Source organism: Cupriavidus oxalaticus, from assembly GCF_016894385.1.
Lineage (GTDB): Bacteria > Pseudomonadota > Gammaproteobacteria > Burkholderiales > Burkholderiaceae > Cupriavidus > Cupriavidus oxalaticus.
Genome location: NZ_CP069811.1, coordinates 1,676,479 through 1,696,076 on the forward strand (window position 1 = coordinate 1,676,479; position 19,598 = coordinate 1,696,076).

Annotated in this window: 20 protein-coding genes and 1 pseudogene; 16 read left to right on the forward strand and 5 right to left on the reverse strand. The window is 67.3% G+C overall.

Annotated elements, in window-relative coordinates:
- From JTE92_RS07355 to JTE92_RS07365, 3 genes are all read left to right on the forward strand, one after another.
- Nucleotides 1–666, forward strand: a complete 666-nt coding sequence (locus JTE92_RS07355; protein ID WP_063239111.1) for a GntR family transcriptional regulator — start codon at nt 1–3, stop codon at nt 664–666.
- Between the two features lie 570 nt (nt 667–1,236).
- Complete coding sequence (locus tag JTE92_RS07360) at nt 1,237–1,599, forward strand: hypothetical protein (protein WP_116386928.1); 363 nt, start codon at nt 1,237–1,239, stop codon at nt 1,597–1,599.
- Nucleotides 1,600–1,620: 21 nt separating this feature from the next.
- Nucleotides 1,621–2,046, forward strand: coding sequence for a GreA/GreB family elongation factor (locus tag JTE92_RS07365; RefSeq protein ID WP_063239109.1), 426 nt, complete (start codon nt 1,621–1,623; stop codon nt 2,044–2,046).
- Here the strand turns inward: JTE92_RS07365 and JTE92_RS07370 are convergent.
- Nucleotides 2,040–2,591 (reverse strand): M23 family metallopeptidase, encoded by a 552-nt coding sequence (locus JTE92_RS07370; RefSeq protein ID WP_239481327.1) that lies wholly within the window; start codon nt 2,589–2,591, stop codon nt 2,040–2,042. The two genes, JTE92_RS07365 and JTE92_RS07370, sit on opposite strands and share 7 nt — an antisense overlap.
- Before the next feature lie 282 nt (nt 2,592–2,873).
- Here JTE92_RS07370 and JTE92_RS07375 point away from each other — a divergent pair, with 282 nt between their 5' ends.
- A complete protein-coding gene (locus tag JTE92_RS07375) occupies nt 2,874–3,170 on the forward strand; it encodes a TFIIB-type zinc ribbon-containing protein (RefSeq protein WP_063239108.1) in 297 nt (98 codons plus the stop codon).
- Nucleotides 3,171–3,250: 80 nt separating this feature from the next.
- Nucleotides 3,251–3,646 (forward strand): hypothetical protein, encoded by a 396-nt coding sequence (locus JTE92_RS07380; RefSeq protein WP_063239107.1) that lies wholly within the window; start codon nt 3,251–3,253, stop codon nt 3,644–3,646.
- Between the two features lie 3 nt (nt 3,647–3,649).
- Here the strand turns inward: JTE92_RS07380 and JTE92_RS07385 are convergent, their stop codons facing one another.
- Entirely contained in the window at nt 3,650–3,994 is a 345-nt protein-coding gene (locus tag JTE92_RS07385; RefSeq protein ID WP_063239106.1) for a hypothetical protein, read from the reverse strand.
- A gap of 218 nt (nt 3,995–4,212) precedes the next feature.
- Between JTE92_RS07385 and JTE92_RS07390 the strand changes: the two genes are divergently transcribed.
- The 9 genes from JTE92_RS07390 (at nt 4,213) to JTE92_RS07430 (ending at nt 14,252) form a co-directional block, all read left to right on the forward strand.
- Entirely contained in the window at nt 4,213–5,475 is a 1,263-nt protein-coding gene (locus JTE92_RS07390) for an ROK family protein (protein ID WP_063239105.1), read from the forward strand.
- Complete coding sequence (locus tag JTE92_RS07395) at nt 5,462–7,057, forward strand: sugar ABC transporter ATP-binding protein (protein ID WP_232353436.1); 1,596 nt, start codon at nt 5,462–5,464, stop codon at nt 7,055–7,057. Before JTE92_RS07390 ends, JTE92_RS07395 begins: the two co-directional genes overlap by 14 nt.
- A 139-nt stretch (nt 7,058–7,196) precedes the next feature.
- Nucleotides 7,197–8,228: an ABC transporter permease subunit gene (locus JTE92_RS07400; RefSeq protein ID WP_063239104.1), complete on the forward strand. Its 1,032-nt coding sequence runs from the start codon at nt 7,197–7,199 to the stop codon at nt 8,226–8,228.
- Between the two features lie 26 nt (nt 8,229–8,254).
- Nucleotides 8,255–9,229 carry an ABC transporter substrate-binding protein gene (locus JTE92_RS07405; protein WP_084254592.1) on the forward strand — a complete coding sequence of 325 codons (975 nt, stop codon included), beginning with the start codon at nt 8,255–8,257 and terminating at the stop codon, nt 9,227–9,229.
- Nucleotides 9,230–9,285: 56 nt separating this feature from the next.
- Nucleotides 9,286–10,776: a glucose-6-phosphate dehydrogenase gene (zwf, locus tag JTE92_RS07410; RefSeq protein WP_063239103.1), complete on the forward strand. Its 1,491-nt coding sequence runs from the start codon at nt 9,286–9,288 to the stop codon at nt 10,774–10,776.
- An 11-nt stretch (nt 10,777–10,787) separates the two neighbouring features.
- The gene (gene pgi, locus JTE92_RS07415) at nt 10,788–12,437 is read left to right on the forward strand and encodes a glucose-6-phosphate isomerase (protein ID WP_063239102.1); all 1,650 of its coding nucleotides are present in this window, start codon (nt 10,788–10,790) and stop codon (nt 12,435–12,437) included.
- Between the two features lie 22 nt (nt 12,438–12,459).
- Entirely contained in the window at nt 12,460–13,383 is a 924-nt protein-coding gene (locus tag JTE92_RS07420) for a carbohydrate kinase family protein (protein WP_063239101.1), read from the forward strand.
- A gap of 149 nt (nt 13,384–13,532) precedes the next feature.
- Entirely contained in the window at nt 13,533–13,886 is a 354-nt protein-coding gene (locus JTE92_RS07425) for a toxin-antitoxin system TumE family protein (protein ID WP_063239100.1), read from the forward strand.
- A gap of 3 nt (nt 13,887–13,889) precedes the next feature.
- Nucleotides 13,890–14,252 (forward strand): HVO_A0114 family putative DNA-binding protein, encoded by a 363-nt coding sequence (locus JTE92_RS07430; protein ID WP_063239099.1) that lies wholly within the window; start codon nt 13,890–13,892, stop codon nt 14,250–14,252.
- 42 nt (nt 14,253–14,294) lie between these two features.
- On the opposite strand, the gene JTE92_RS07435 is transcribed toward JTE92_RS07430, so the two are convergent.
- Both JTE92_RS07435 and JTE92_RS07440 read right to left on the reverse strand, forming a co-directional pair.
- The gene (locus JTE92_RS07435; protein ID WP_063239098.1) at nt 14,295–15,008 is read right to left on the reverse strand and encodes a PA4824 family protein; all 714 of its coding nucleotides are present in this window, start codon (nt 15,006–15,008) and stop codon (nt 14,295–14,297) included.
- 331 nt (nt 15,009–15,339) lie between these two features.
- Nucleotides 15,340–16,311 (reverse strand): Bug family tripartite tricarboxylate transporter substrate binding protein, encoded by a 972-nt coding sequence (locus tag JTE92_RS07440; RefSeq protein ID WP_063239097.1) that lies wholly within the window; start codon nt 16,309–16,311, stop codon nt 15,340–15,342.
- A 798-nt stretch (nt 16,312–17,109) separates the two neighbouring features.
- Between JTE92_RS07440 and JTE92_RS07445 the strand changes: the two genes are divergently transcribed.
- Nucleotides 17,110–18,453: a nucleobase:cation symporter-2 family protein gene (locus JTE92_RS07445; RefSeq protein WP_063239096.1), complete on the forward strand. Its 1,344-nt coding sequence runs from the start codon at nt 17,110–17,112 to the stop codon at nt 18,451–18,453.
- A 240-nt stretch (nt 18,454–18,693) separates the two neighbouring features.
- Here the strand turns inward: JTE92_RS07445 and JTE92_RS07450 are convergent.
- Nucleotides 18,694–18,981, reverse strand: a pseudogene (locus JTE92_RS07450) (peptidase dimerization domain-containing protein); the annotation flags it as partial.
- Nucleotides 18,982–19,138: 157 nt separating this feature from the next.
- On the opposite strand from JTE92_RS07450, the gene JTE92_RS07455 reads away from it, so the two are divergent.
- Complete coding sequence (locus JTE92_RS07455; protein ID WP_232353435.1) at nt 19,139–19,483, forward strand: LysR substrate-binding domain-containing protein; 345 nt, start codon at nt 19,139–19,141, stop codon at nt 19,481–19,483.
- Nucleotides 19,484–19,598 lie beyond the last annotated feature (115 nt).

The window sequence follows — 19,598 nt, forward strand, 5'->3', positions numbered from 1 at the left end:
ATGTTCATCGAAACGCCCGTTGCGTCCGGCCCGGCGGACGGCAGCGCGTCTGACACAGTGTTCTTCGGGATCATCAACGGCCTCGAAATGGGCAGCTTCGTGCCCGGCCAGCGGCTTGTGGAAACAGACCTGGTCACGCATTTCGGCGTCGGCCGCAATTCGGTGCGCGAGGCGTTGCAGCGGCTAGCCGCCGAGGGCATTGTTGACCTGCCGCGCCATCGCGGCGCGATCATCCGCCGGCTGAGCCTGCAGGAAACCCTCGATGTCCTGGATGTGGCGGAGCGCATGACCGGCCTGCTCGCGCGCGCGGCCACGCGCGGCAGCGGCAACCGGCCACTGGCGCAGGCATTGCGCGCTTCGGTTCAGGCGCTCGTCGCCGCCGAGAAGGCGCATGACGGCGAAAGCTTCTCAAGCGCCAGACGGCACTTCTACCGCACGCTGCTCGAAATGGGCGACAACCGCGAACTGCGCCGGCTGTTCCCGACCATCCATATGCCGATCGTGCACGCGCAGCATCGACTGGCTTCGTTGCGGCAGATGCGGCTGGACGACTACCGGCGCATCGCCACCGCCGTGCTGGCAGGCGAACCCCAGGCGGCTGAAGCTGCCGGTGCGGCGCACGTGCAGAATGTGCGCCGCGCCATCCTGGAAAGGCCGCCGGCCTGAAATACTTCGCACGCGCATCGCCGGCGAGCCTGGCTGGTGGTTTGCCCTTTTCCCATGAAGTGGATATGATGGCCTGAACCTCGTTTTTAACCGGCTTCAGGGGGCCTGAACGATGGACACCACGGCACGCGCTTTCGAGAAACTGTGCTCACGAAGCATGCATGCGCTGCCGTTTTCCCAAGTTGCAGCCGCCCCTTCGCAAGTTGGCGCTGCCATGACGATTCCGCGCCGACTCGACAGCGAGCGGCCACTCAATGGCGTAGGTCTCGCCTGCCTCTATTAGTCCGGAGCCGGCCAAGGGCGCACCAACGCGCCTGGCGGCTCCGGAAACCCCCTCGGATAGCGACTCATCTCCCGCGCTTTGTCTCATCGGGATTGCCTGCCTGCGCCTTTTGCGGCCATGACGATGCTTGATCGTGGCCGGGATACATTCTCATGCCGGGACATGCATGGGTCAGACCCTATTCATACTTGTCGAGCAGGGCTCCAGGAAGTTCTACCGGAGGGTCTTCGCTCGGAGCGCCATACCGCGACCCAATGACTGTGGCGCGCACCTGCAGGAGCGTGATCATGAATCCATTGCCCTTTGCCCAGGTTTCGGCGGCCCGGCAAATCAATCTGGAAGTTCTCAGAGGCGTGTCAGATGTGCTGTCCCTGACGGAGATGGCATTCTCACAGTTTGAGACGCTGATGGGATGGAATCTTCAATGGATCCATGGCGCCATTCCTGGCTCCTATGAATGCACCAGGCAGTTGCTGGCCATGCACCGGCCGCGCGATATCCTCGCCATGCAGACGCTCGCCGTACAGTTGGCGAGCGGCAAGGCCCTCTTTCCCCCGCCGGGGCTGACATCGGTACCGCCCCCTGCACCACCGGTACGGCAACGCGGCGAGTACGAACACAGACGGACGGCCAACCCGCCCACCCTCTAGCAGGCAGATTGGGAGAATCCAATGAACACGAAGCCACTCATTACCGAGCTCGATGCAGTTCGACTCACGGCGCGTGCCAAGATGGCAACCGCGCGCCCTCAGTATGGGGCCGCGTTGTCGCGCTTTCTGTCGGCTGCAGAGGTCGTGCCGACCGACAAGCTGCCATCGGATGCCATCAGCATGTTCTCGACCTTTGCCTGCATTGACCTGTCGCGGCACCAGAGGATGGTCTGGACCATCAGCTATCCCGAGGAAGCGGATTTTTCCCTTGGCCGCATCTGCGTCTTCTCCCCGCTCGGCATCGCTTTCCTGGGCACCCGGCGGGGTGGAATTTCCGAGTGCAAGCCCGCGCTGGAGGTTTCGCTGCGGTTCATGGTTCAGGAAATCCTCTTCCAGCCTGAAGCGGCAGGTGTGCCCGAGTTGAACAAGTGCCGCGCTTGTCACTGAATGTGCATTGACTCTTCTGTCTTCTGTTGGTACCCAGTCGCCGAAGCCGGCTTGCCGGCCGTCGCTGGCGCCTTCAGCAGCGGATACGGGTTGATCGCGCCGCCGGCGGCATAGATACCGTAGTGCAGGTGCGGCGGTGTGCCGCGGGCGTTGCCGGTAGTACCGACATAGCCAAGCACCGTGCCCGGTGCCACGATATCGCCCGCGCGTATCGCCGCGTAGCCGTCGAGGTGCGCGTAGTAGTGCATCTGCCGGCCCGGCCCCATCACCCAGACCACCTTGCCGCCAAGCGAATTGGTGCCGACGCGCGAGACGATGCCTTCCGTGGCCGACAGCACCGGCCGGCCGCGCGGCGCGAAGATGTCGATGCCCTCATGCTTGCGCCCGCCGGAGCGCGCGCCATGCCAGGTGTCGCGCAGCGCGCGCGCCGCGACCCCTTGCACCGGGACCGGCAGCGCCGTCGGCGCCGGACGGGCCGCCAGCCGCGCCGCGTAGATGGCCCGCTCCAGCTGGGGCTGCAGCCATGGCCATGCGGCCCACAGGATCGCCGCCGCCACCGCCAGCCCGACCAGGCGACCGAGCAGCGGCCGGCGGCGCGGCGCCTCGCCGTATCGCGCCGATGCAGGCGAAGCAGAAGGATCCGGAGCCGGTCCGCGATGGGGATCGAATTGAGGCATATCCGGTTCGACGGCGACGCAGCCGACAAATTCCGCACGCCGCCAAATGCCGCGCGCATCACTGCGCAGGCCGCTGGCGCACACACTGGCGAACCATTCCCGGGGCCGACCGGTCATACCTCGACTTATCGACAGCAACGAGGAGAAGGCATGGATTGTCCGGTATGTCCGCAAACGCAACTGGTGATGTCCGAAAGGCAAGGCATCGAGATCGACTATTGCCCGAAGTGCCGCGGCGTATGGCTGGACCGCGGCGAACTCGACAAGATCCTGGAGCGTTCCGTCGCCGCGGCGCCCGCGACGCAGGCCGTGGCGCCCGCCGCGCCGCCCCGGCAGGGCTATGGCGACCGGGACCGCGCCCGAGACCATGACCGGGACCGCTATTACGACGAACGCCAGCAGAAGCACTATCGCAAGAAAAGCATCTGGCACGAGCTGTTCGACTGAACGCTGGCTGCGCGCCATCCCGCGCCATCCCGCGCATTGCCCTGAATACGCCGGCGATCCCGCCAGCCCTTGCGCCGCCGGTGCGCAACCTCCGCCGCTGTGTCGCGCAGTTCCGGCGGCAGCGCGCGGATCTCTGCCGCAAGGAACGCCCGCTCGGCGACACCGGCAACCTGACCGGGACCTACACGAGCGGCACGCGCGTCTGCGATCTCAAGGGAACGGTCGTGCTGGCGACGCCCGCGTCGGCCAAAAACCTGTACGTGGTCGATGTCGAGCCGAGCGTATCGCCCCAGCCCGGCAATACCGGCTGTGCGTTGAGCACTGGCGTACCGCACAAGGGATATGCCGCGATCCGATTCGCGCCGGTGGATGGCGCTATCGTGGTCAATAGCAACACGCGTTACCTGCGCACGTTGCTGATGGTGGCCCGCACCGGCACCGGCGGCTATTTCATGACACAGATGTCAAGGCAGTAGGTCTTACGGCACCGTCCCGCCGAGCTGCCGCAATAGCTTCTTCACGATTTCATCGTGCAAGGCAAGCGCGGCAGCGAGCGTCGGCGCGCCGTAGCTTTCATTGTCCTGCTCCCCCATGCCGGTCACGCGGGTCACGAACAGCGGCGCTTCCCCCGATGCCTGCGCCAGTCCGCGAAAACGCGTGGTGACCACGCCGCCGCTGTCCTGCAGCAGCGTGCGCCGGAACACCGGATCGTTCTCGGCCATCCAGCGCTCCCATTCCTCACGTGCCGGCACCTCCACCGGCCGGTTCTTCAGGTCGAGCACGTAGTAGCGGCTCCAGTGGCCAGTTTCGGCGCGGGCCTTCATGTTTTCCTCAGCGTTCGGTAGTCCGGTCTCTACGCTAGCCAGCCAGGCGCCGGCGTGCAAGAGACGTGTCCCCTAGGCCACTCCGGAACGCCTTCGACGCTTCAACCATCGGGTTTTCCCGCAGTTGAGTTCTGCCGCCGAGTATTCTTTAATTCAACATGAATTAATTAATACCGAGCCGACGCCCCACCTCGCGTCGGCCAGAGGACGGAGACAACATGACCGTATCCAAGGCAGGCCGTGGCGTGAATTCCGCCAGCCTGCGGCTGTACAACGAACGCGCACTGCTGTTGGCGTTGCGCCGGGCCGGCGAGGCGTCGAAGGCCGATCTCGCGCGGATGGCGCAGCTGACCAACACCGCGGTCGGCAGCATCGTGCAGACCCTGGCCGATGAAGGCCTGGTCGAGCAGGCCGGCCGCCGCACCGAGGGCCAGCGCGGCCAGCCCGCCAGCCTGATCCGGCTCAAGGCCAAGGGCGCCTTCGGCATCGGCGTGCGGCTCGACCGCGGCAGCATCGAGACCGTGATGGTGGACTTTGCCGGCGAGCTGCTCGCCAGCCAGGCGCACCAGCTGGTCCTGCCCCACCCCGAACAGGCGCTGGAGCTGGTGCGTCGCGATATCGAGGCGATGCGCGCCCGGCTCGGCCCGGGCGAGCAGAAGCGGCTGCTGGGAATCGGCGTGGCGCAGCCCTACAACCTCGGGGCGTGGCTGCGCGAGCTGGACGTGCAGGGCGAGGATTTCCAGGCGAGCTTCCGCGCCTGGGATGAAGCCGACTTCGCTGCGATGCTCAACGCCGTCACCGGCCTGCCGGTGTTCAGCGAGAACGACGGCACCGCGGCCGCGGTGGCAGAGCTGTTCTACGGGCGCCACCATGCGCAGCATTTCCTCTACGTGTTCCTGGGGCCGGCCATCGGCGGCGGCGTGGTGCTCAATGGCGACTGCGTGCGCGGCGTGTCGGGCAATGCCGGCGATATCGCGATGATGCCGGTGCCGCCCAGCGCCCTGCCCTCCGCGCCCGCCCCCGCCGGCAAGCGCCGCGACCTGCTGCTGTCGCGCGCCTCGCTCAACGCGCTGACGCGCCACCTGCGCTACCACGGCGTGGCGGTCGCCGGCCATGCCGACCTGCAGCGCCAGGCCGAGCTGGGGCACCCGGCGGTGGCGCAATGGATCGACGACTGCGTCGACGCGCTGGCGCCTGCGCTGCAAGCCGCGCTGGCGGTGCTCGACGTGCCGATGGTGATCTTCGACGCCGATATCGACGGCGGGCTGGTGCCGGCCCTGATCGACCGGCTGCAGCAGGCGCTGGCCGACAGCGCGCCCGAAGCGCGCACGCCCGCCACCGTGGTGCGCGGCTGCTTCGGCGCCAACGCCGGCGCGGTCGGCGCCGCGTCGCTGCCGATGTTCATGAACTTCTCGCCGCGCGCCGAACTGCTCAAGGGCGCCTCGGCCATCGTTCCGGAGGCCCGCCATGCCGTGGTCTGACCCATCCCGCACCCAGCCCGCGCCGCAGCACCCCCATGGTGCGGCCGCTGCGCCTGCGCTGCTGGCGCTGCGTAATATCTCCAAGACCTTTCCCGGCGTGAAGGCGCTCAGCAACGTGCAGCTGACCGTCTACGCGGGCGAAGTCCATGCGCTGATGGGCGAGAACGGCGCCGGCAAATCGACGCTGATGAAGATCCTGTCCGGCGCCTACACCGCCGATCCCGGCGCCGAGTGCCGCATCGCCGGCGAGCCGGTCGCCTTCGGCGGCCCCGCCGCGGCACGCGAGCACGGCATCGCCGTGATCTACCAGGAGCTGAGCCTGGCGCCGAACCTGAGCGTGGCCGAGAACATCTACCTAGGCCGGCATCTGCACCGCCATGGCATGGTCGACCGCGCCGCGATGGCCAGCGCGTGCGAAGCCACGCTGGCGCGGCTCGGGGCGGACTTCACGCCAGCCACGCCGGTGCATACGCTGTCGATCGCGCAGCGCCAGCTGGTCGAGATTGCGCGCGCGGTGCATTTCGAGACGCGCATCCTGGTGATGGACGAGCCCACCACGCCGCTGTCGACCCGCGAGACCGACCGGCTGTTCGCGCTGATCCGCCAGCTGCGCGCCGAAGGCATGGCGATCATCTACATCAGCCATCGCATGGCCGAGATCGACGAGCTGGCCGACCGCGTCACGGTGCTGCGCGACGGCTGCTTCGTCGGCACGCTGGAGCGCGACAACCTTAGCCGGGCCGCGCTGGTCAAGATGATGGTGGGCCGCGATCTGTCCGGCTTCTACACCAAGACCCATGGCGGGACACGCGCCGGCGAGATCATGCTGTCGGTGCGCAATATGTCCGATGGCCGGCGCGTGCGGCCGTGCAGCTTCGACCTGCGCGCCGGCGAGGTGCTGGGACTGGCCGGGCTGGTTGGCGCCGGCCGCACCGAACTGGCGCGGCTGATCTTCGGCGCCGACGCGCGCAGCGACGGCGCGGTGTTCGTCGCCGGCACGCCGCTGGCGATTACCGGCCCGCGCCAGGCGATCGACGCCGGCATCGCCTATCTGACCGAGGACCGCAAGCTGCAAGGGCTGTTCCTGGACCAGAGCGTGCACGAGAACATCAACCTGATCGTGGCGGCCCGCGACGCGCTGCGCGGCGGCCGGCTCAATCGCGCCAGCGCCCGCCAGCGCACCGCGCAGGCCATCCGCGCGCTCGGCATCCGCGTGGCGCACCCGCAGGTCAACGTGGGCGCGCTGTCGGGCGGCAACCAGCAGAAGGTGATGCTGTCGCGGCTGCTGGAAACGCGGCCGCGCGTGCTGATCCTGGACGAGCCGACGCGCGGCGTGGATATCGGCGCCAAGGCGGAGATCTACCGGCTGGTGGACGAGCTGGCCCGCTCCGGCGTGGCCGTGCTGCTGATTTCCAGCGAGTTGCCGGAGGTGGTCGGGCTCTGTGATCGGGTGCTGGTGATGCGGGAAGGCGAGCTGGTCGGGGAAGTGGCCGGCTGTGCCGATGCGGCTGGCATGCAGGAACGGATCATTGCGCTGGCGACGGGGGCGGGTGGGGACACCCAACACAGCACACTGCACTGACGATGCCCGCGGTTTGCTCCCCTCTCCCGCAAGCGGGAGAGGGGAGCAAACAATCGGTTCAGCAGTCGCCAATCGCAAAACATAAATGCACCTAAGCACGTCGGCCCACGCAGGCACGACGTTCCGACAAGGAGACACCATGCGCAACCCCTTCCACCCCGCCGCCCACGCCGCTGCCGCGGCCGCCCCATCCACCGGCCCCGCCCTGCCCGGCGCCGCCGGCCGCGCCACCACGCAGGAACGCCTGCGCGCGCTCGGCATGCTGCCGGTGCTGGTGCTGCTCTGCTTCGGCTTCACGCTGCTGACCGACAACTTCGCCAGCCTGCAGAACCTGTCGATCATCGCGCAGCAGGCGTCGATCAACCTGGTGCTGGCGGCGGGCATGACCTTTGTCATCCTGACCGGCGGCATCGACCTGTCGGTGGGCTCGATCCTGTCGGTGTCCGCGGTGGTGGCGATGCTGGTCTCGCTGATGCCGCAGCTGGCCGCGCTGAGCGTGCCGGCGGCGCTGCTGTGCGGGTTGCTGTTCGGCCTGGTCAACGGCGCGCTGATCGCCTTCATGAAACTGCCGCCGTTCATCGTCACGCTGGGCAGCCTGACCGCGGTGCGCGGACTGGCCCGGCTGGTCGGGGATGACAGCACCGTCTACAACCCCGACATCTCCTTTGCCTTCATCGGCAACGGCGACCTGCTGGGCGCGCCCTGGCTGGTGGTGATCGCTGCGGCGGTGGTGGCGGTGTCGTGGCTGGTGCTGCGCCGCACGGTGCTGGGCCTGCAGATCTATGCCGTCGGCGGCAATGCCGAGGCGGCGCGGCTGTCGGGTATCAAGGTCTGGGTGGTGCTGCTGTTCGTCTATGCCGTGTCCGGGCTGCTGTCCGGGCTGGGTGGCGTCATGTCGGCGTCGCGGCTGTACGCGGCCAATGGCCTGCAGCTGGGCCAGTCCTATGAGCTGGATGCGATTGCCGCGGTGATCCTGGGCGGCACCAGCTTTGTCGGCGGGGTGGGATCGATCGCCGGCACGCTGGTGGGCGCGCTGATTATCGCGGTGCTGTCCAACGGGCTGATCCTGCTGGGCGTGTCGGATATCTGGCAATACATCATCAAGGGACTGGTGATCATCGGCGCGGTGGCGCTGGACCGCTACCGGCAGAAGGGCTCGGCGCGGACCTGAGCAATGCACTGACAAGGAGACAGATCGTGATCAAGCCTTTCCTCTGCGCACTGGCCGCAGGCGCAATCGCCGCACTCAGCGCGCTGCCGGCCGCCGCGCAGGCGCCGTCCCAGCCTGACGCACAAGCCCCGCAACGCCAGCTCAAGAAGGTCGGCGTCACGCTGGGCTCGCTCGGCAACCCGTACTTCGTCGCGCTGGCGCGCGGCGCCGAGGCCGCGGCCCGGCAGGTCAATCCCGACGTCAAGGTCACCGTGCTGTCGGCGGATTATGACCTGAACAAGCAGTTCACCCATATCGACAGCTTTATCGTCGCCAGGGTCGACCTGATCCTGATCAACGCGGCCGATGCGCGCGCGATCGAGCCCGCGGTGCGCAAGGCACGCAAGGCCGGCATCGTGGTGGTCGCCGTCGACGTGGCCGCCGCCGGCGCCGATGCCACGGTGCAGACCGACAACACCCAGGCCGGCGAACTGGCCTGCGGCTTTATCGCCGAGCGCCTCAAGGGGCGCGGCAACGTGATCATCCAGAACGGGCCGCCGGTGTCGGCCGTGCTCGATCGCGTCAAGGGCTGCAAGACCGTGCTGGCGCGGCACCCGGACATCCGCATCCTGTCCGACGACCAGGATGCCAAGGGCTCGCGCGAGGGCGGCCTGAACGTGATGCAGCTGTACCTGACGCGCTTTCCCAAGGTCGACGCGGTCTTCACCATCAACGATCCGCAGGCGGTGGGCGCCGACCTGGCCGCGCGCCAGCTGAACCGCCGCGGCATCCTGATCGCCTCGGTCGACGGCGCGCCCGATATCGAAGCCGCGCTGAAGGCCGATACGCTGGTGCAGGCCTCGGCCAGCCAGGACCCGTGGGCGATCGCGCGCACCGCGGTGCAGCTGGGCGTCGGCATGATGAACGGCCAGCGCCCTGCAACGCCGACCGTGCTGCTGCCGTCGACGCTGGTGACGCGCGCCAACGTCGGCCAGTACAAGGGCTGGGCCACGCCGCGCTGAGCGGCAGGCCCGCCATCTTTCCAATCCCTTTGCCGAACGCACCGTTTCTTCCCGACATGATGGACAGCCTTTCCGCCGCGGCTCCGGCCGCGGCCCACGCGCCCGAATTCGACTTCGTCCTGTTCGGCGCCACCGGCGACCTGGCGCGGCGCAAGCTGCTGCCGGCGCTGTTCGACGCGCACGCCGCCGGCGCGCTGCACCCGCGCGGGCGCATCCTGGCGCTGGGCAGCCAGCCGCTGTCTCATGACGCCTACGTGGCCATGCTCAACGACGAGGTGCTGCCGGCGCTGGCCGGCAATGCCGCGGCGTGGCAAGGCTTCCTGGAGCGCATCGTCTACCTGCAGGTCGATGCCAACGCCGATGCCGGCTTCGACGCGCTCGCCGAACTGGTCAACGCCCGCGCCGCACCGGTGGTGGTGTGCTACCTGGCGACCGCGCCGCATCTGTTCGCCGCCATCTGCGCGCAACTGGCGCGCGTGGGGCTGGCCGGCGAGCGCAGCCGGGTGGTGCTGGAAAAGCCGCTCGGCCATGACCTGGCGTCGTCCGAAGCCATCAACGCCGAAGTGGCGCGGCATTTCGCCGAGGACCGCATCTACCGCATCGACCACTACCTCGGCAAGGAGTCGGTGCAGAACCTGATGGCGATGCGCTTCGGCAACGTGCTGTTCGAACCGCTGTGGCGGCGCGAATGGGTGCGGCAGGTACAGATCACCATTGCCGAGGAGCTGGGCGTGGAGCGCCGCGGCGGCTTCTACGACGGCATCGGCGCGCTGCGCGACATGGTGCAGAACCACTTGCTGCAGCTGCTTTGCATGGTGGCGATGGAGCCGCCCACCAGCCTGTCGGAGGACGCCATCCGCGACGAGAAGCTCAAGATCCTGAAGGCGCTGCGCCCGATCCGCACCGAGGACGTGGCCGAGAAAGTGGTACGCGGCCAGTATTGCCGTGGCGCCGCGGCGGGCAACCCCGTGCCCGGCTACGCCAGCGAGCCGGGCATCGCCCCGGACAGCCGCACCGAAACCTTCGTCGCCATCCGCGCCGAGATCGCCAACTGGCGCTGGGCCGGCGTGCCGTTCTACCTGCGTACCGGCAAGCGCATGCAGTCGCGCGTGGCGGAGATCGTGATCCATTTCCACGACGTGCCGTACCCGCTGTTCCCGCATCCGCTGGGCACCATGGCCGGCAACCGGCTGGTGATCACGCTGCAGCCGGAGGAAAGCATCCGCCTCTATTTCCTGACCAAGCAGCCGGGCGACACGCAGGCACTGCAGCCCGCCTCGCTCGACCTGCAGCTGAACAGCGCGGCGCCGCGCGTGCGGCGCGTGGGCGCCTATGAGCGGCTGCTGCTCGACGTGATCCGCGGCCGGCTGGGCCTGTTCGTGCGCCGCGACGAGCAGGTGCAGGCATGGCGCTGGGTCGCGCCGATCCTGCAGGCGTGGGAGAACACCACCGCGCCGCCCAAGCCATATACCGCCGGCACCTGGGGGCCGGCGGCCTCCAGCGCCCTGCTGTCGCGCGACGGCCAGGCCTGGCACGAAGAAATGTAGGAGCCATCGACATGACCACCACCCTCCCCGCCTGGCATGCACTGCGCGCGCATGCCGAGACCATGCGCCACACCCATATGCGCGACTGGTTCGACGGCCCGCATGGCCCGGCGCGTGCCGAGCGCTTCACCGCCGAGGCGTGCGGCCTGACCCTCGACTACGCCAAGAACCGGATCACCGACGAGACGCTGCAACGGCTGCTCGAGCTGGCGGCGCAGGCACGCGTCGGCGAGCGGCGCGATGCCATGTTCGCCGGCGAGCCGGTCAACACAACCGAGGGCCGCGCCGCGCTGCATGTCGCGCTGCGCGCTTACCCGGAGGACGGCTACCGCGCGCTTGGCGTGCCGGTTGGCGAAGACGTCGCCGCGGTGCTGGGCCAGATGGAACGATTTGCCGATGCCGTGCGCAGCGGTGAATGGACCGGCTTTGACGGCCGCGCGATCACCGATGTGGTCAACATCGGCATCGGCGGCTCGGACCTGGGGCCGCGCATGGTGTGCCGTGCGCTGGCGAGTGCCGTCAGTGCCGGCAGTGCCGGGCCGCGCCTGCATTTCGTCGCCAATGTCGACGGCAGCGACCTGGCGCGCACGCTGGCGCCGCTGGACGCCGCGACCACGCTGGTGATCGTCTGCTCCAAGACCTTCACCACGCTGGAAACCATGGCCAATGCCGGCACCGCGCGCGACTGGTTCGTGCAGCAGGGTGCGTCGCGCGCGGACCTGGCGCGCCATTTCGTGGCGGTCTCGACCAACCGCGACGCGGTGGCCGCGTTCGGCATCGACCCGGCCAACATGTTCCCGTTCTGGGACTGGGTGGGGGGACGCTTTTCGCTGTGGTCGGCGGTGGGCCTGTCGATCGCCGTGGCAGTGGGCTTCGCGCGCTTCCGCGAACTGCTCGACGGCGCGCGCGCGATGGACCTGCATTTCGCCAGCGCGCCGGCAGCGCGGAACCTGCCGATGCTGCTGGGGCTGCTCGATGTCTGGTACCGCAGCTTCCTCGGCGCCGGCAGCCGCTGCGTGGCCCCCTATTGCGAGCCGCTGGAACTGCTGCCCGCCTTCCTGCAGCAGCTGGAAATGGAAAGCAATGGCAAGTCGGTGCGGCTCGACGGTGGCAGCATCCAGGCGGACTCGGCCCCGGTAGTGTGGGGCACGACCGGCACCAACGGCCAGCACGCGTACTTCCAGATGATGCATCAGGGCTCGCAACTGGTTCCGGTAGACTTCATCGCCACGCTGGAGCCGGTCAGCGACCTGCCCGGGCACCATACCAAGCTGCTGGCCAACTGCTTCGCGCAGGGCGAGGCGCTGCTGCGCGGCCGCACCGCGCAAGAAGTGCGGTCGGAAGGCGTCAGCGATGACGCCCTGGTGCCGCACCTGGTGTTCGAAGGCAACCGGCCCAGCAATACGCTGCTGCTGCAACGGCTGGATCCGTGGCACCTTGGTGCGCTGCTCGCACTGGCCGAGCACCGGACCTTCGTGCAGGGCGCGCTGTGGCAGATCAATTCCTTCGACCAGTGGGGCGTGGAACTGGGCAAGAAGCTGGCCGCACCGATCCAGCGCGAGCTGGAAGGCACGGCGGCCGCGGCCCCGCACGATGCCTCCACCGCCGCACTGATCCGCCGCGCGCAGGCCGCCCAGTCCGCGCAACGCGCCGCGGCCTGAGCGTTCCGCCGGAGATACCCTTATGTCCACGCCTACCTCCCTGCCCCGCTATGTCGTCTTTGGCGAAGCCCTGACCGATATGGTGCGCCAGCCCGACGGCAGCTGGCTGGGCCTGCCTGGCGGCTCGTGCTGGAACGTCGCGCGCACCGGCGCGCGGCTGGGCCTTGCCACCGCGTTCGCCGGCGCCGTCAGCCAGGACCTGTTCGGCGACGACCTCGCCCGCGCCAGCGCCGCGGCCGGGCTCGATGCGCGCTTCCTGCAGCGCGTGCCGCGCTCGCCCTTCCTTGCCTTCGTCGCCTCGCGCCATCCGCCGCAGTATTTCTTTGTCGGCGACGACAGCGCCGACCTGCACTTCGATCCCGCCGCGCTGCCTGCCGGCTGGCGCCAGGCTGCCGAAGTGGTGCATTTCGGCTCGATCAGCCTGGTGCGCCAGCCGCTGGCCGCACGGCTGTGCGAAGAAGCCACCCAGGCGGCCCAGGCCGGCAAGCGCATCGCCTTCGATCCCAATTTCCGCGACCTGATGCGCACGCCTGGCTACGCCGCGGTGCTGGCGCATATGCTGCGCCTGGCCAGCTACGTCAAGATCTCCGACGAAGATCTCGCGGGACTATTCCCCACCCTAGACACTTGCGCAGCCCTTGCGCAGGTACGCAGCATGGCGCCCGACGCCACCGTGATGCTGACGCGCGGCGCAGAGGGCATGACGTTGCTCAAGGGCAGTGCCACGGTCGAACAGCCAGCGCTGCGTGTCGAAGTCGCCGACACGGTCGGCTGCGGCGATGCCGCGATGGGCGGGTGGATGGCCGGCGTGCTGTCGGGCGCGGCGCAGGACCTGGCGGCGCAGGCGCGGCTTGCTGCGGCAGCCGCAGCGGTGGCCGCGACGCGGGCTGGGGCGTATCCGCCGTCGCGCGAAGAAGTCGAGGGCTTGATCGCCGCAACGTGGTAGGCACCACTCGCGATCGCAAGTAACGATTCCGTACCATCGGACTGGCAAAGTGTTGCGCCAAGCCTGACCGCAATCCCGCGCGGCAATGCGCGCAGGGAAATTAGTTGCGATCCGGCGCTTGACTCTTATCACACTGTGATAGCATATCAATGCGCGACCTTGGCCTCGACACTTTGCTGGATCTGGATGGCACCCGCTTCGTTCTCGACGAGGCGGGCATTTACTGGGTGAAGTTCGATATCAGCGCCTGCGCCGTATCGCCCGAACGCCCGCATGGGATCAGGTACTGCCTGACCCTGCACGAACGTAGTGGCCGCCGCTTGCTTGGTTTCGACAATGCTCATGGCATCCGTGACCGATACGGCCCCGGCGCACGTACGCGCATTGCGTACGATCACCAGCATGTTGGCGCCCGCGTCCGGTTTTACGACTACAAGAATGCGTCCAGCCTGCTTCAGGATTTCTGGACTGAAGTTGGCAAGATCCTAAGGCTCAAGGAGTGAACAATGACCAGGAAACTCAAGATCGGCATCGCGTCACTGGAAGATTTCAGAGCCCGGACCATGGCAATTGCCCGCGGAGAACTCAAGCCCGGGAAGAATGAGCCCAAGGTCTGGTTTCAGTCGCTGGACGTCCTTGCCAAAGTCCTGTCTCCGGCCAACCGTCACCTGCTCGCCCTGATCGCCGAAGTCAATCCTGAATCGCTCGACGAGCTTTCCGCACGCACCGGACGTGCCGTGTCGAACCTGTCGCGAACGTTGCGCACGATGGAAAGCTACGGGCTGGTTCACTTCGAGCAAGGGCCACGCCGCAAGCTCGCACCGCGCGTCGACTATAGCGGCATTGAGCTTGAGCTAGCCTTTCATTAAGCGGGTAAGCGGGGATTTCGCGCCCACCGTTGGCTCCGCGCGCTACGGCAAGAACGCCGGCGACAACAAGCGCAACCCGATCGTAAAAAACCGCTCGCCGGTCCCACCGCCGAACACATTGCCGTAGGTGGTATCGACCTGCACCCGGTCCCGCACGACCCAGAAGCGCAGCCCCGCCTGGAACGAGGGCTTGCCGCGGTTCTCGCCGAAGGTCTCGGCCACGATGGCCACGCGCGGATGCACCTGGGTCTCCGTGCCGACACCCCATGTCATGCGCGTCTGTTCCGCTTCGGTATCGCGCTTGCCGCCGACATTGAGGTGCGCCAGGAAGCGGTCCTCAACAAACGAGAATGACACAGGCACGTTGACATAGACGTTGCCGAACAGCTTGCGCTGTTGCGCAGTCGGATGGTGGATCACGCCAGCCGTAAAGGCGACACCGTAGCCGCCGGTTTCCAGCGGCCGGAGCAGCGTCTTGCCCTGGAACTGCACGTTGGTGAAATCCGTGCCGCCGTCCACGCGCTGCAGCGACCCGCCCAGCGTCAGTTCGAGATTTCCCGTCGGGTTGCAGCCCGGCAACGCCCAGAATTCATTGCCGCCGGACTGGACCTGCATCCACGATTCAAGCTGGCAGGCCTTGGGATCGACGATGCGGGCGTCGTCGGTGATCAGCGGCCGCGCGGCGATCGCGGGGCGGCAGGCGGCGGCCAGCAAGGCCACTGCGGCGAGACGGACAAAGACATGGTGCCATGCCATGGCAACCCTCCTGGACACATGCGGGGACACGGCCGACGACGATACACGACGGTCGTGACACGATTTCGATGGACAGGAAAGGGGCGCCGCCGGCTCAGCGACAGCGCGCGCTCACCGGGATTGACGTCGATGGAAACCTGCAGGCAGCGATGCCGCGCCTGCAGCCACAAGACTGCAGTTGCTCAGCGTGCGATGGCGGCCCGGGGCAATCCCCTTCCGCGAGAATGACTGGAACAACTGCCCACGGATAGCTCCGTTTATCAGAACGGGGCGCAGTGTAATGCCTGCGCCGGAAGCGGGTCAACCCGCACGCGGCGGGTCGTTCGCCGGATCAGGAACCCGCCTTGTAGTTGGTTTCCTTGACGATCCTGGCCCAGCGGGCCGTATCCTCGGCGATGGTGGTGGCGAACTGTTCCGGCGTGCTGCCGACCGCCTCGTAGTCGATCGCCTCCAGCTTCTCCTTGATCTCCGGCAGCGCGACGATGCGCGTTACCTCCTGGTTCAGCCGGTTGACGATCTCCTTGGGCGTCCCCGCGGGCGCCAGCAGGCCGGCCCACGAGTTGAACACCATGCCGTCGAAGCCCGCCTCCTGCATGGTCGGCACCTGCGGCAGCGCCGGCGACCGTTTGGAGGAGAACACCGCCAGCGGGCGCAGCTTGCCCGCCTTGATCATCGCCATCGAGTTGAACGGATCGATGGTCATGTCGACCTCGCCGGACACCACCGCCTGCATCTGCGGGCCGGTACCCTTGTACGAAGCGCTGACGACATCAGGGATGCCCGCGGTCGCCTTGAAGCTCGCGCCGATCAGCTCGATCATGCTGCTGCCTGCCGACAGGCTCAGCGGCCGGGTCTTGGACTTGGCCAGCGCCACGAACTCCTGCACCGTCTTGGCCGGCACCGACGGGTGCACCACCATCACGAAGCCGATATTGCTGATCAGCGAGATCGGCGCAAAGCTCTTCAGCGGTTCGTAGCCGGCCTTGTACAGCAGCGGGCTGAGCGTCTGCGCGCCGGCGGTGTTGAGCAGCAGCGTGTAGCCGTCCGGCGCCGCGCGCGCGACGATATCGGTGCCGATGATGCCGTTGGCGCCGGGGCGGTTCTCCACCACCACCGACTGCTTCAGCGCCTCGCCCAGCTTCTGCGAGATCAGCCGCGCCACCACGTCGGTGGCGCCGCCAGGGGAAAACGGCACCACCATGCGGATCGGTTTGCTGGGATAGGTGTCGCTCCAGGCCAGCGTGGGCAGGGTGCCCAGCACGGCGGCGCACAGCAGCGCGCGGCGGCGCAGGTTGATGGTCATCTGGCTGTCTCCAATTGGCACGCCGCGCCAGGACGTGGCTTCGGCGCATCATTATTCATATTTGTGAATTAGATTTTATTCCCATAAATTTCATCGTCAACGAGGGTATGTACGGACGAGGGCCTGCCCGGCAGCGGCGCGTTCAACTGTCGCCGCCGCCGCCATGGCGGTAGCGGATGTCCTCTGAATCTCTGTCTCCTTGACCGCTGCGAAGCGGAGGCCTGGCTCACCGCCTGACAGTGGCGCCGGACATGCCGCCCGGCGTTGGCAGGCGCCGGGCGGCATTTTTTTATCCCCAGGCGTGGCCCCACGGGATCAACGCCCACGGGGAAATTGTCGATGCAAATTGTTGACGGGACCGTCATTTCCGCCGCACGACAATCCGGCAAGACAACGACCAGTGCGATGCGATATCACCGAAAGGATGACGACATTCTCGCTGGTGATATATGTCACAGCGGATTATCCCCTGACAAAAGAGCTGCCTGCAATGATCCTGCGAGTTCGTGCGCGATTCCGGCCGTCATTCGACAGGAGCCGCAATCCGATATTATCGGCCGACAATATATTTCCCGAAGCTGCCTATATACACTATTCCCCGCCCGATAACATAACGCCAGCGGAATAATCAAACAGATTGATTTTCCATTTACTTTCCGGATAGCATGCCGGGCGCGCCGCGGAAGCCGGATCGATACTTCCGCGGCGCGTGCATTGCCCCTCCCGGCGGCATATGCCGGCCGGCCCGGAACAAACGAAAAAGGTGGAACCATCCACCCGGATAAACAGGAGACGTGAATGGCACCTTTGCTGTTCAAGGTGGAAGACCGTCCGCCGCGCATCACTACCGTGCTGCTGGCACTTCAGCATTTGCTCGCCGCCCTCGGCGGCATTATTGCGGTGCCGCTGGTGATCGGCGGGGCATTAAAGCTGCCGACCGCAGAAATCATTGCCCTGGTGAATGCCGCCCTGATCGGCTCGGGCGTGGTCACCATTATTCAATGCAAGGGTGTGGGCCCGGTAGGGATCCGCCTGCCGTGCGTGATGGGCACCAGCTTTTCGTTCGTCGGCGCTGCCATCAGCGTTGGCGCCGAGCACGGCGTGGCCGGCATCCTGGGCTCGGCGTTGGCCGGCTCGCTGCTGATGATCGTCGGCAGCCACTTCATGCCGACCATCCGCAAGCTGTTTCCCCATACCGTCACCAGCGTGGTCGTCACCATGATCGGCCTGTCGCTGATCCCGGTTGCGGTGGACTGGGCCGCCGGCGGCCGTGGCAGCCCGCAGTATGGCGCGGTCGGCAACCTGGCGATCGCGGCCTTTGTGCTGGCGCTGGTGATCGCGATGGTGCAGTGGGGCAAGGGCATGATCTCGGCCTCGGCCATCGTGATCGGCATCCTCGGCGGCTACCTGCTGTGCCTGGCGCTGGGGCTGGTCGATTTCACGCAGATGCGCAATGCGCCGGTGCTGGCGCTGCCGCAGCCGCTGCATTTCGGCTTGTCGTTCCCGGTGTCGGGCATCGTTGCGATGGCGATTGCCTACCTGGTGACGACGGTGGAATCCACCGGCACCTTCATGGCACTCGGCTCGGCCACGCAGACGCCGATCACCGGCAACAAGCTGTCGCGCGGCATCCTGTGCGACGGCTTCGGTTCGGCCTTTGCCGCGCTGATTTCGAGCCCGCCGCTGTCGACCTTCGCGCAGAACGTCGGCGTGGTGTCGCTGACCGGCGTCGCCAGCCGCCACGTGGTGGCACTGACCGGCGTGATGCTGCTGCTGGCCGGGCTGTTCCCGGTGCTGGGCGCGCTGGTGGTGACGGTTCCGCAGCCGGTGCTCGGCGGCGCCGGCCTGATGATGTTCGCGATGATCGTCTCGGGCGGCATCAACATGCTGAGCCGGATCGAGTTCACGCAGCGCAATACGCTGATCGTGGCGGTGTCGATCGGCTGCGGCCTGGCGGTGACTTTCCGCCCGGAACTGCTGTCCAGGCTGCCGCTGTTCGTGCAGGAGGTGTTCGGCTCGGGCATTTCGGTGGGGTCGCTGGTGGCGGTGACGCTGAACCTGGTGCTGCCGGGCCGCACGGCTGAACATGCCGAGGAAGCGCAGCACGACGAGGGGGCGCAGGCTTCCGGCGAACTGGCCTGAGTGCAAGCGCTGCGCCGACGCGGTCGGTGCGCCCCCCTGGCCGCATCCGTTTCCTTGCATGACCAGGCATTGTCTTGCCTGGCCAATTCCCGGCTTAGGTGGAGCCGGCCCTGTGCTGGCCCTTGCGCATCGCAATCTGCCGCCCCGGACCGGCAGCCCGCTGGCGCCGGCATGGTACCTCGCACGCCAAACGTGGCCAGCGACAGCATCAGCTGGCCGAAGCTCCCGCTGACCGGAGTACACCTCGGCACTGGCACCGAAGCTGTCCGCCTGGGCATGCGCCAGCGCGGTGATGCGCGCCTGCAGCAGGTCGCGCACTTCGGCCTTCAGCGCGCGTACCGACAGCCGCAGCTCGGCACTCTCGGGAATGACGTTGGACGCCTTGCCGGATTCGATCGCGCCGACGGTCACGATGGCCATGTCAAGGGGATTCACGTTGCGCGACACCACCGACTGCAACGCCATCACCATCGACGCGCAGGCCACCACCGGATCGACCGCACGGTGCGGAACCGCGCCGTGGCCACCGCATACGGCAGGCCCGTGGCTTCACGGATCGGCAGCTTGCGTACACCTCGTGCGTGATCGCCCGGCGCGGCCATCCGTGCGGGCAAGCGCGCTCGCTGCACGAACTGCTGGAACAGGACTGGGTCGTCAACTACACCGCGGCAGCTACGAGTCCTTCATGCGCAACCTGTTCTGGCAGCATGATGCGCAGATCGACCCGTCCCGGCTGCATTGCGCGCACTCCACCGCGTTGCTGCTGGAACTGATCCGCTATGCCGGCATGATCAGCTACTGCCCACGGCCGCTGCTGCTGACCGACCCGATGCGTGGCTGGGTCCACGCCTTTGCCCTGGCCGAGCAATTCGAAACCAGCCGGCTTGGCATCATCACGCGCCACAACGCGGTGCGCGGTCCCGCGGCGCAGTGCTTCACCGACTGCCTGCTGCAGGAGATCCGGCGCCGCGCGCGTTCGGCGGCGCAGAAGGACAGCGAGTTGTTCGACGAGCTGGACGTGTTGTACTGAGCCTCAGGCCACATTTGGTCCCTTGTCCCGATAGCCACGATCGGAGTGCCGCAAGGCGCTTCACGCGGCTTCGCGATTCGGGATGGCGGAACCGGTAGCGCCATTCGCTGCGGTA

Excerpts from the sequence above, each read along its gene's own strand:
- JTE92_RS07390 (WP_063239105.1), top strand. The coding sequence starts at position 4,213 with ATGACCGTATCCAAGGCAGGCCGTGGCGTGAATTCCGCCAGCCTGCGG.
- JTE92_RS07420 (WP_063239101.1), top strand. The coding sequence starts at position 12,460 with ATGTCCACGCCTACCTCCCTGCCCCGCTATGTCGTCTTTGGCGAAGCC.
- JTE92_RS07430 (WP_063239099.1), top strand. The coding sequence starts at position 13,890 with ATGACCAGGAAACTCAAGATCGGCATCGCGTCACTGGAAGATTTCAGA.
- pgi (WP_063239102.1), top strand. The coding sequence starts at position 10,788 with ATGACCACCACCCTCCCCGCCTGGCATGCACTGCGCGCGCATGCCGAG.
- JTE92_RS07400 (WP_063239104.1), top strand. The coding sequence starts at position 7,197 with ATGCGCAACCCCTTCCACCCCGCCGCCCACGCCGCTGCCGCGGCCGCC.
- JTE92_RS07445 (WP_063239096.1), top strand. The coding sequence starts at position 17,110 with ATGGCACCTTTGCTGTTCAAGGTGGAAGACCGTCCGCCGCGCATCACT.
- JTE92_RS07395 (WP_232353436.1), top strand. The coding sequence starts at position 5,462 with ATGCCGTGGTCTGACCCATCCCGCACCCAGCCCGCGCCGCAGCACCCC.
- JTE92_RS07375 (WP_063239108.1), top strand. The coding sequence starts at position 2,874 with ATGGATTGTCCGGTATGTCCGCAAACGCAACTGGTGATGTCCGAAAGG.
- JTE92_RS07365 (WP_063239109.1), top strand. The coding sequence starts at position 1,621 with ATGAACACGAAGCCACTCATTACCGAGCTCGATGCAGTTCGACTCACG.
- JTE92_RS07440 (WP_063239097.1), bottom strand. The coding sequence starts at position 16,311 with ATGACCATCAACCTGCGCCGCCGCGCGCTGCTGTGCGCCGCCGTGCTG.
- JTE92_RS07435 (WP_063239098.1), bottom strand. The coding sequence starts at position 15,008 with ATGGCATGGCACCATGTCTTTGTCCGTCTCGCCGCAGTGGCCTTGCTG.
- zwf (WP_063239103.1), top strand. The coding sequence starts at position 9,286 with ATGATGGACAGCCTTTCCGCCGCGGCTCCGGCCGCGGCCCACGCGCCC.
- JTE92_RS07355 (WP_063239111.1), top strand. The coding sequence starts at position 1 with ATGTTCATCGAAACGCCCGTTGCGTCCGGCCCGGCGGACGGCAGCGCG.
- JTE92_RS07385 (WP_063239106.1), bottom strand. The coding sequence starts at position 3,994 with ATGAAGGCCCGCGCCGAAACTGGCCACTGGAGCCGCTACTACGTGCTC.
- JTE92_RS07360 (WP_116386928.1), top strand. The coding sequence starts at position 1,237 with ATGAATCCATTGCCCTTTGCCCAGGTTTCGGCGGCCCGGCAAATCAAT.
- JTE92_RS07425 (WP_063239100.1), top strand. The coding sequence starts at position 13,533 with ATGCGCGACCTTGGCCTCGACACTTTGCTGGATCTGGATGGCACCCGC.
- JTE92_RS07455 (WP_232353435.1), top strand. The coding sequence starts at position 19,139 with ATGCGCAACCTGTTCTGGCAGCATGATGCGCAGATCGACCCGTCCCGG.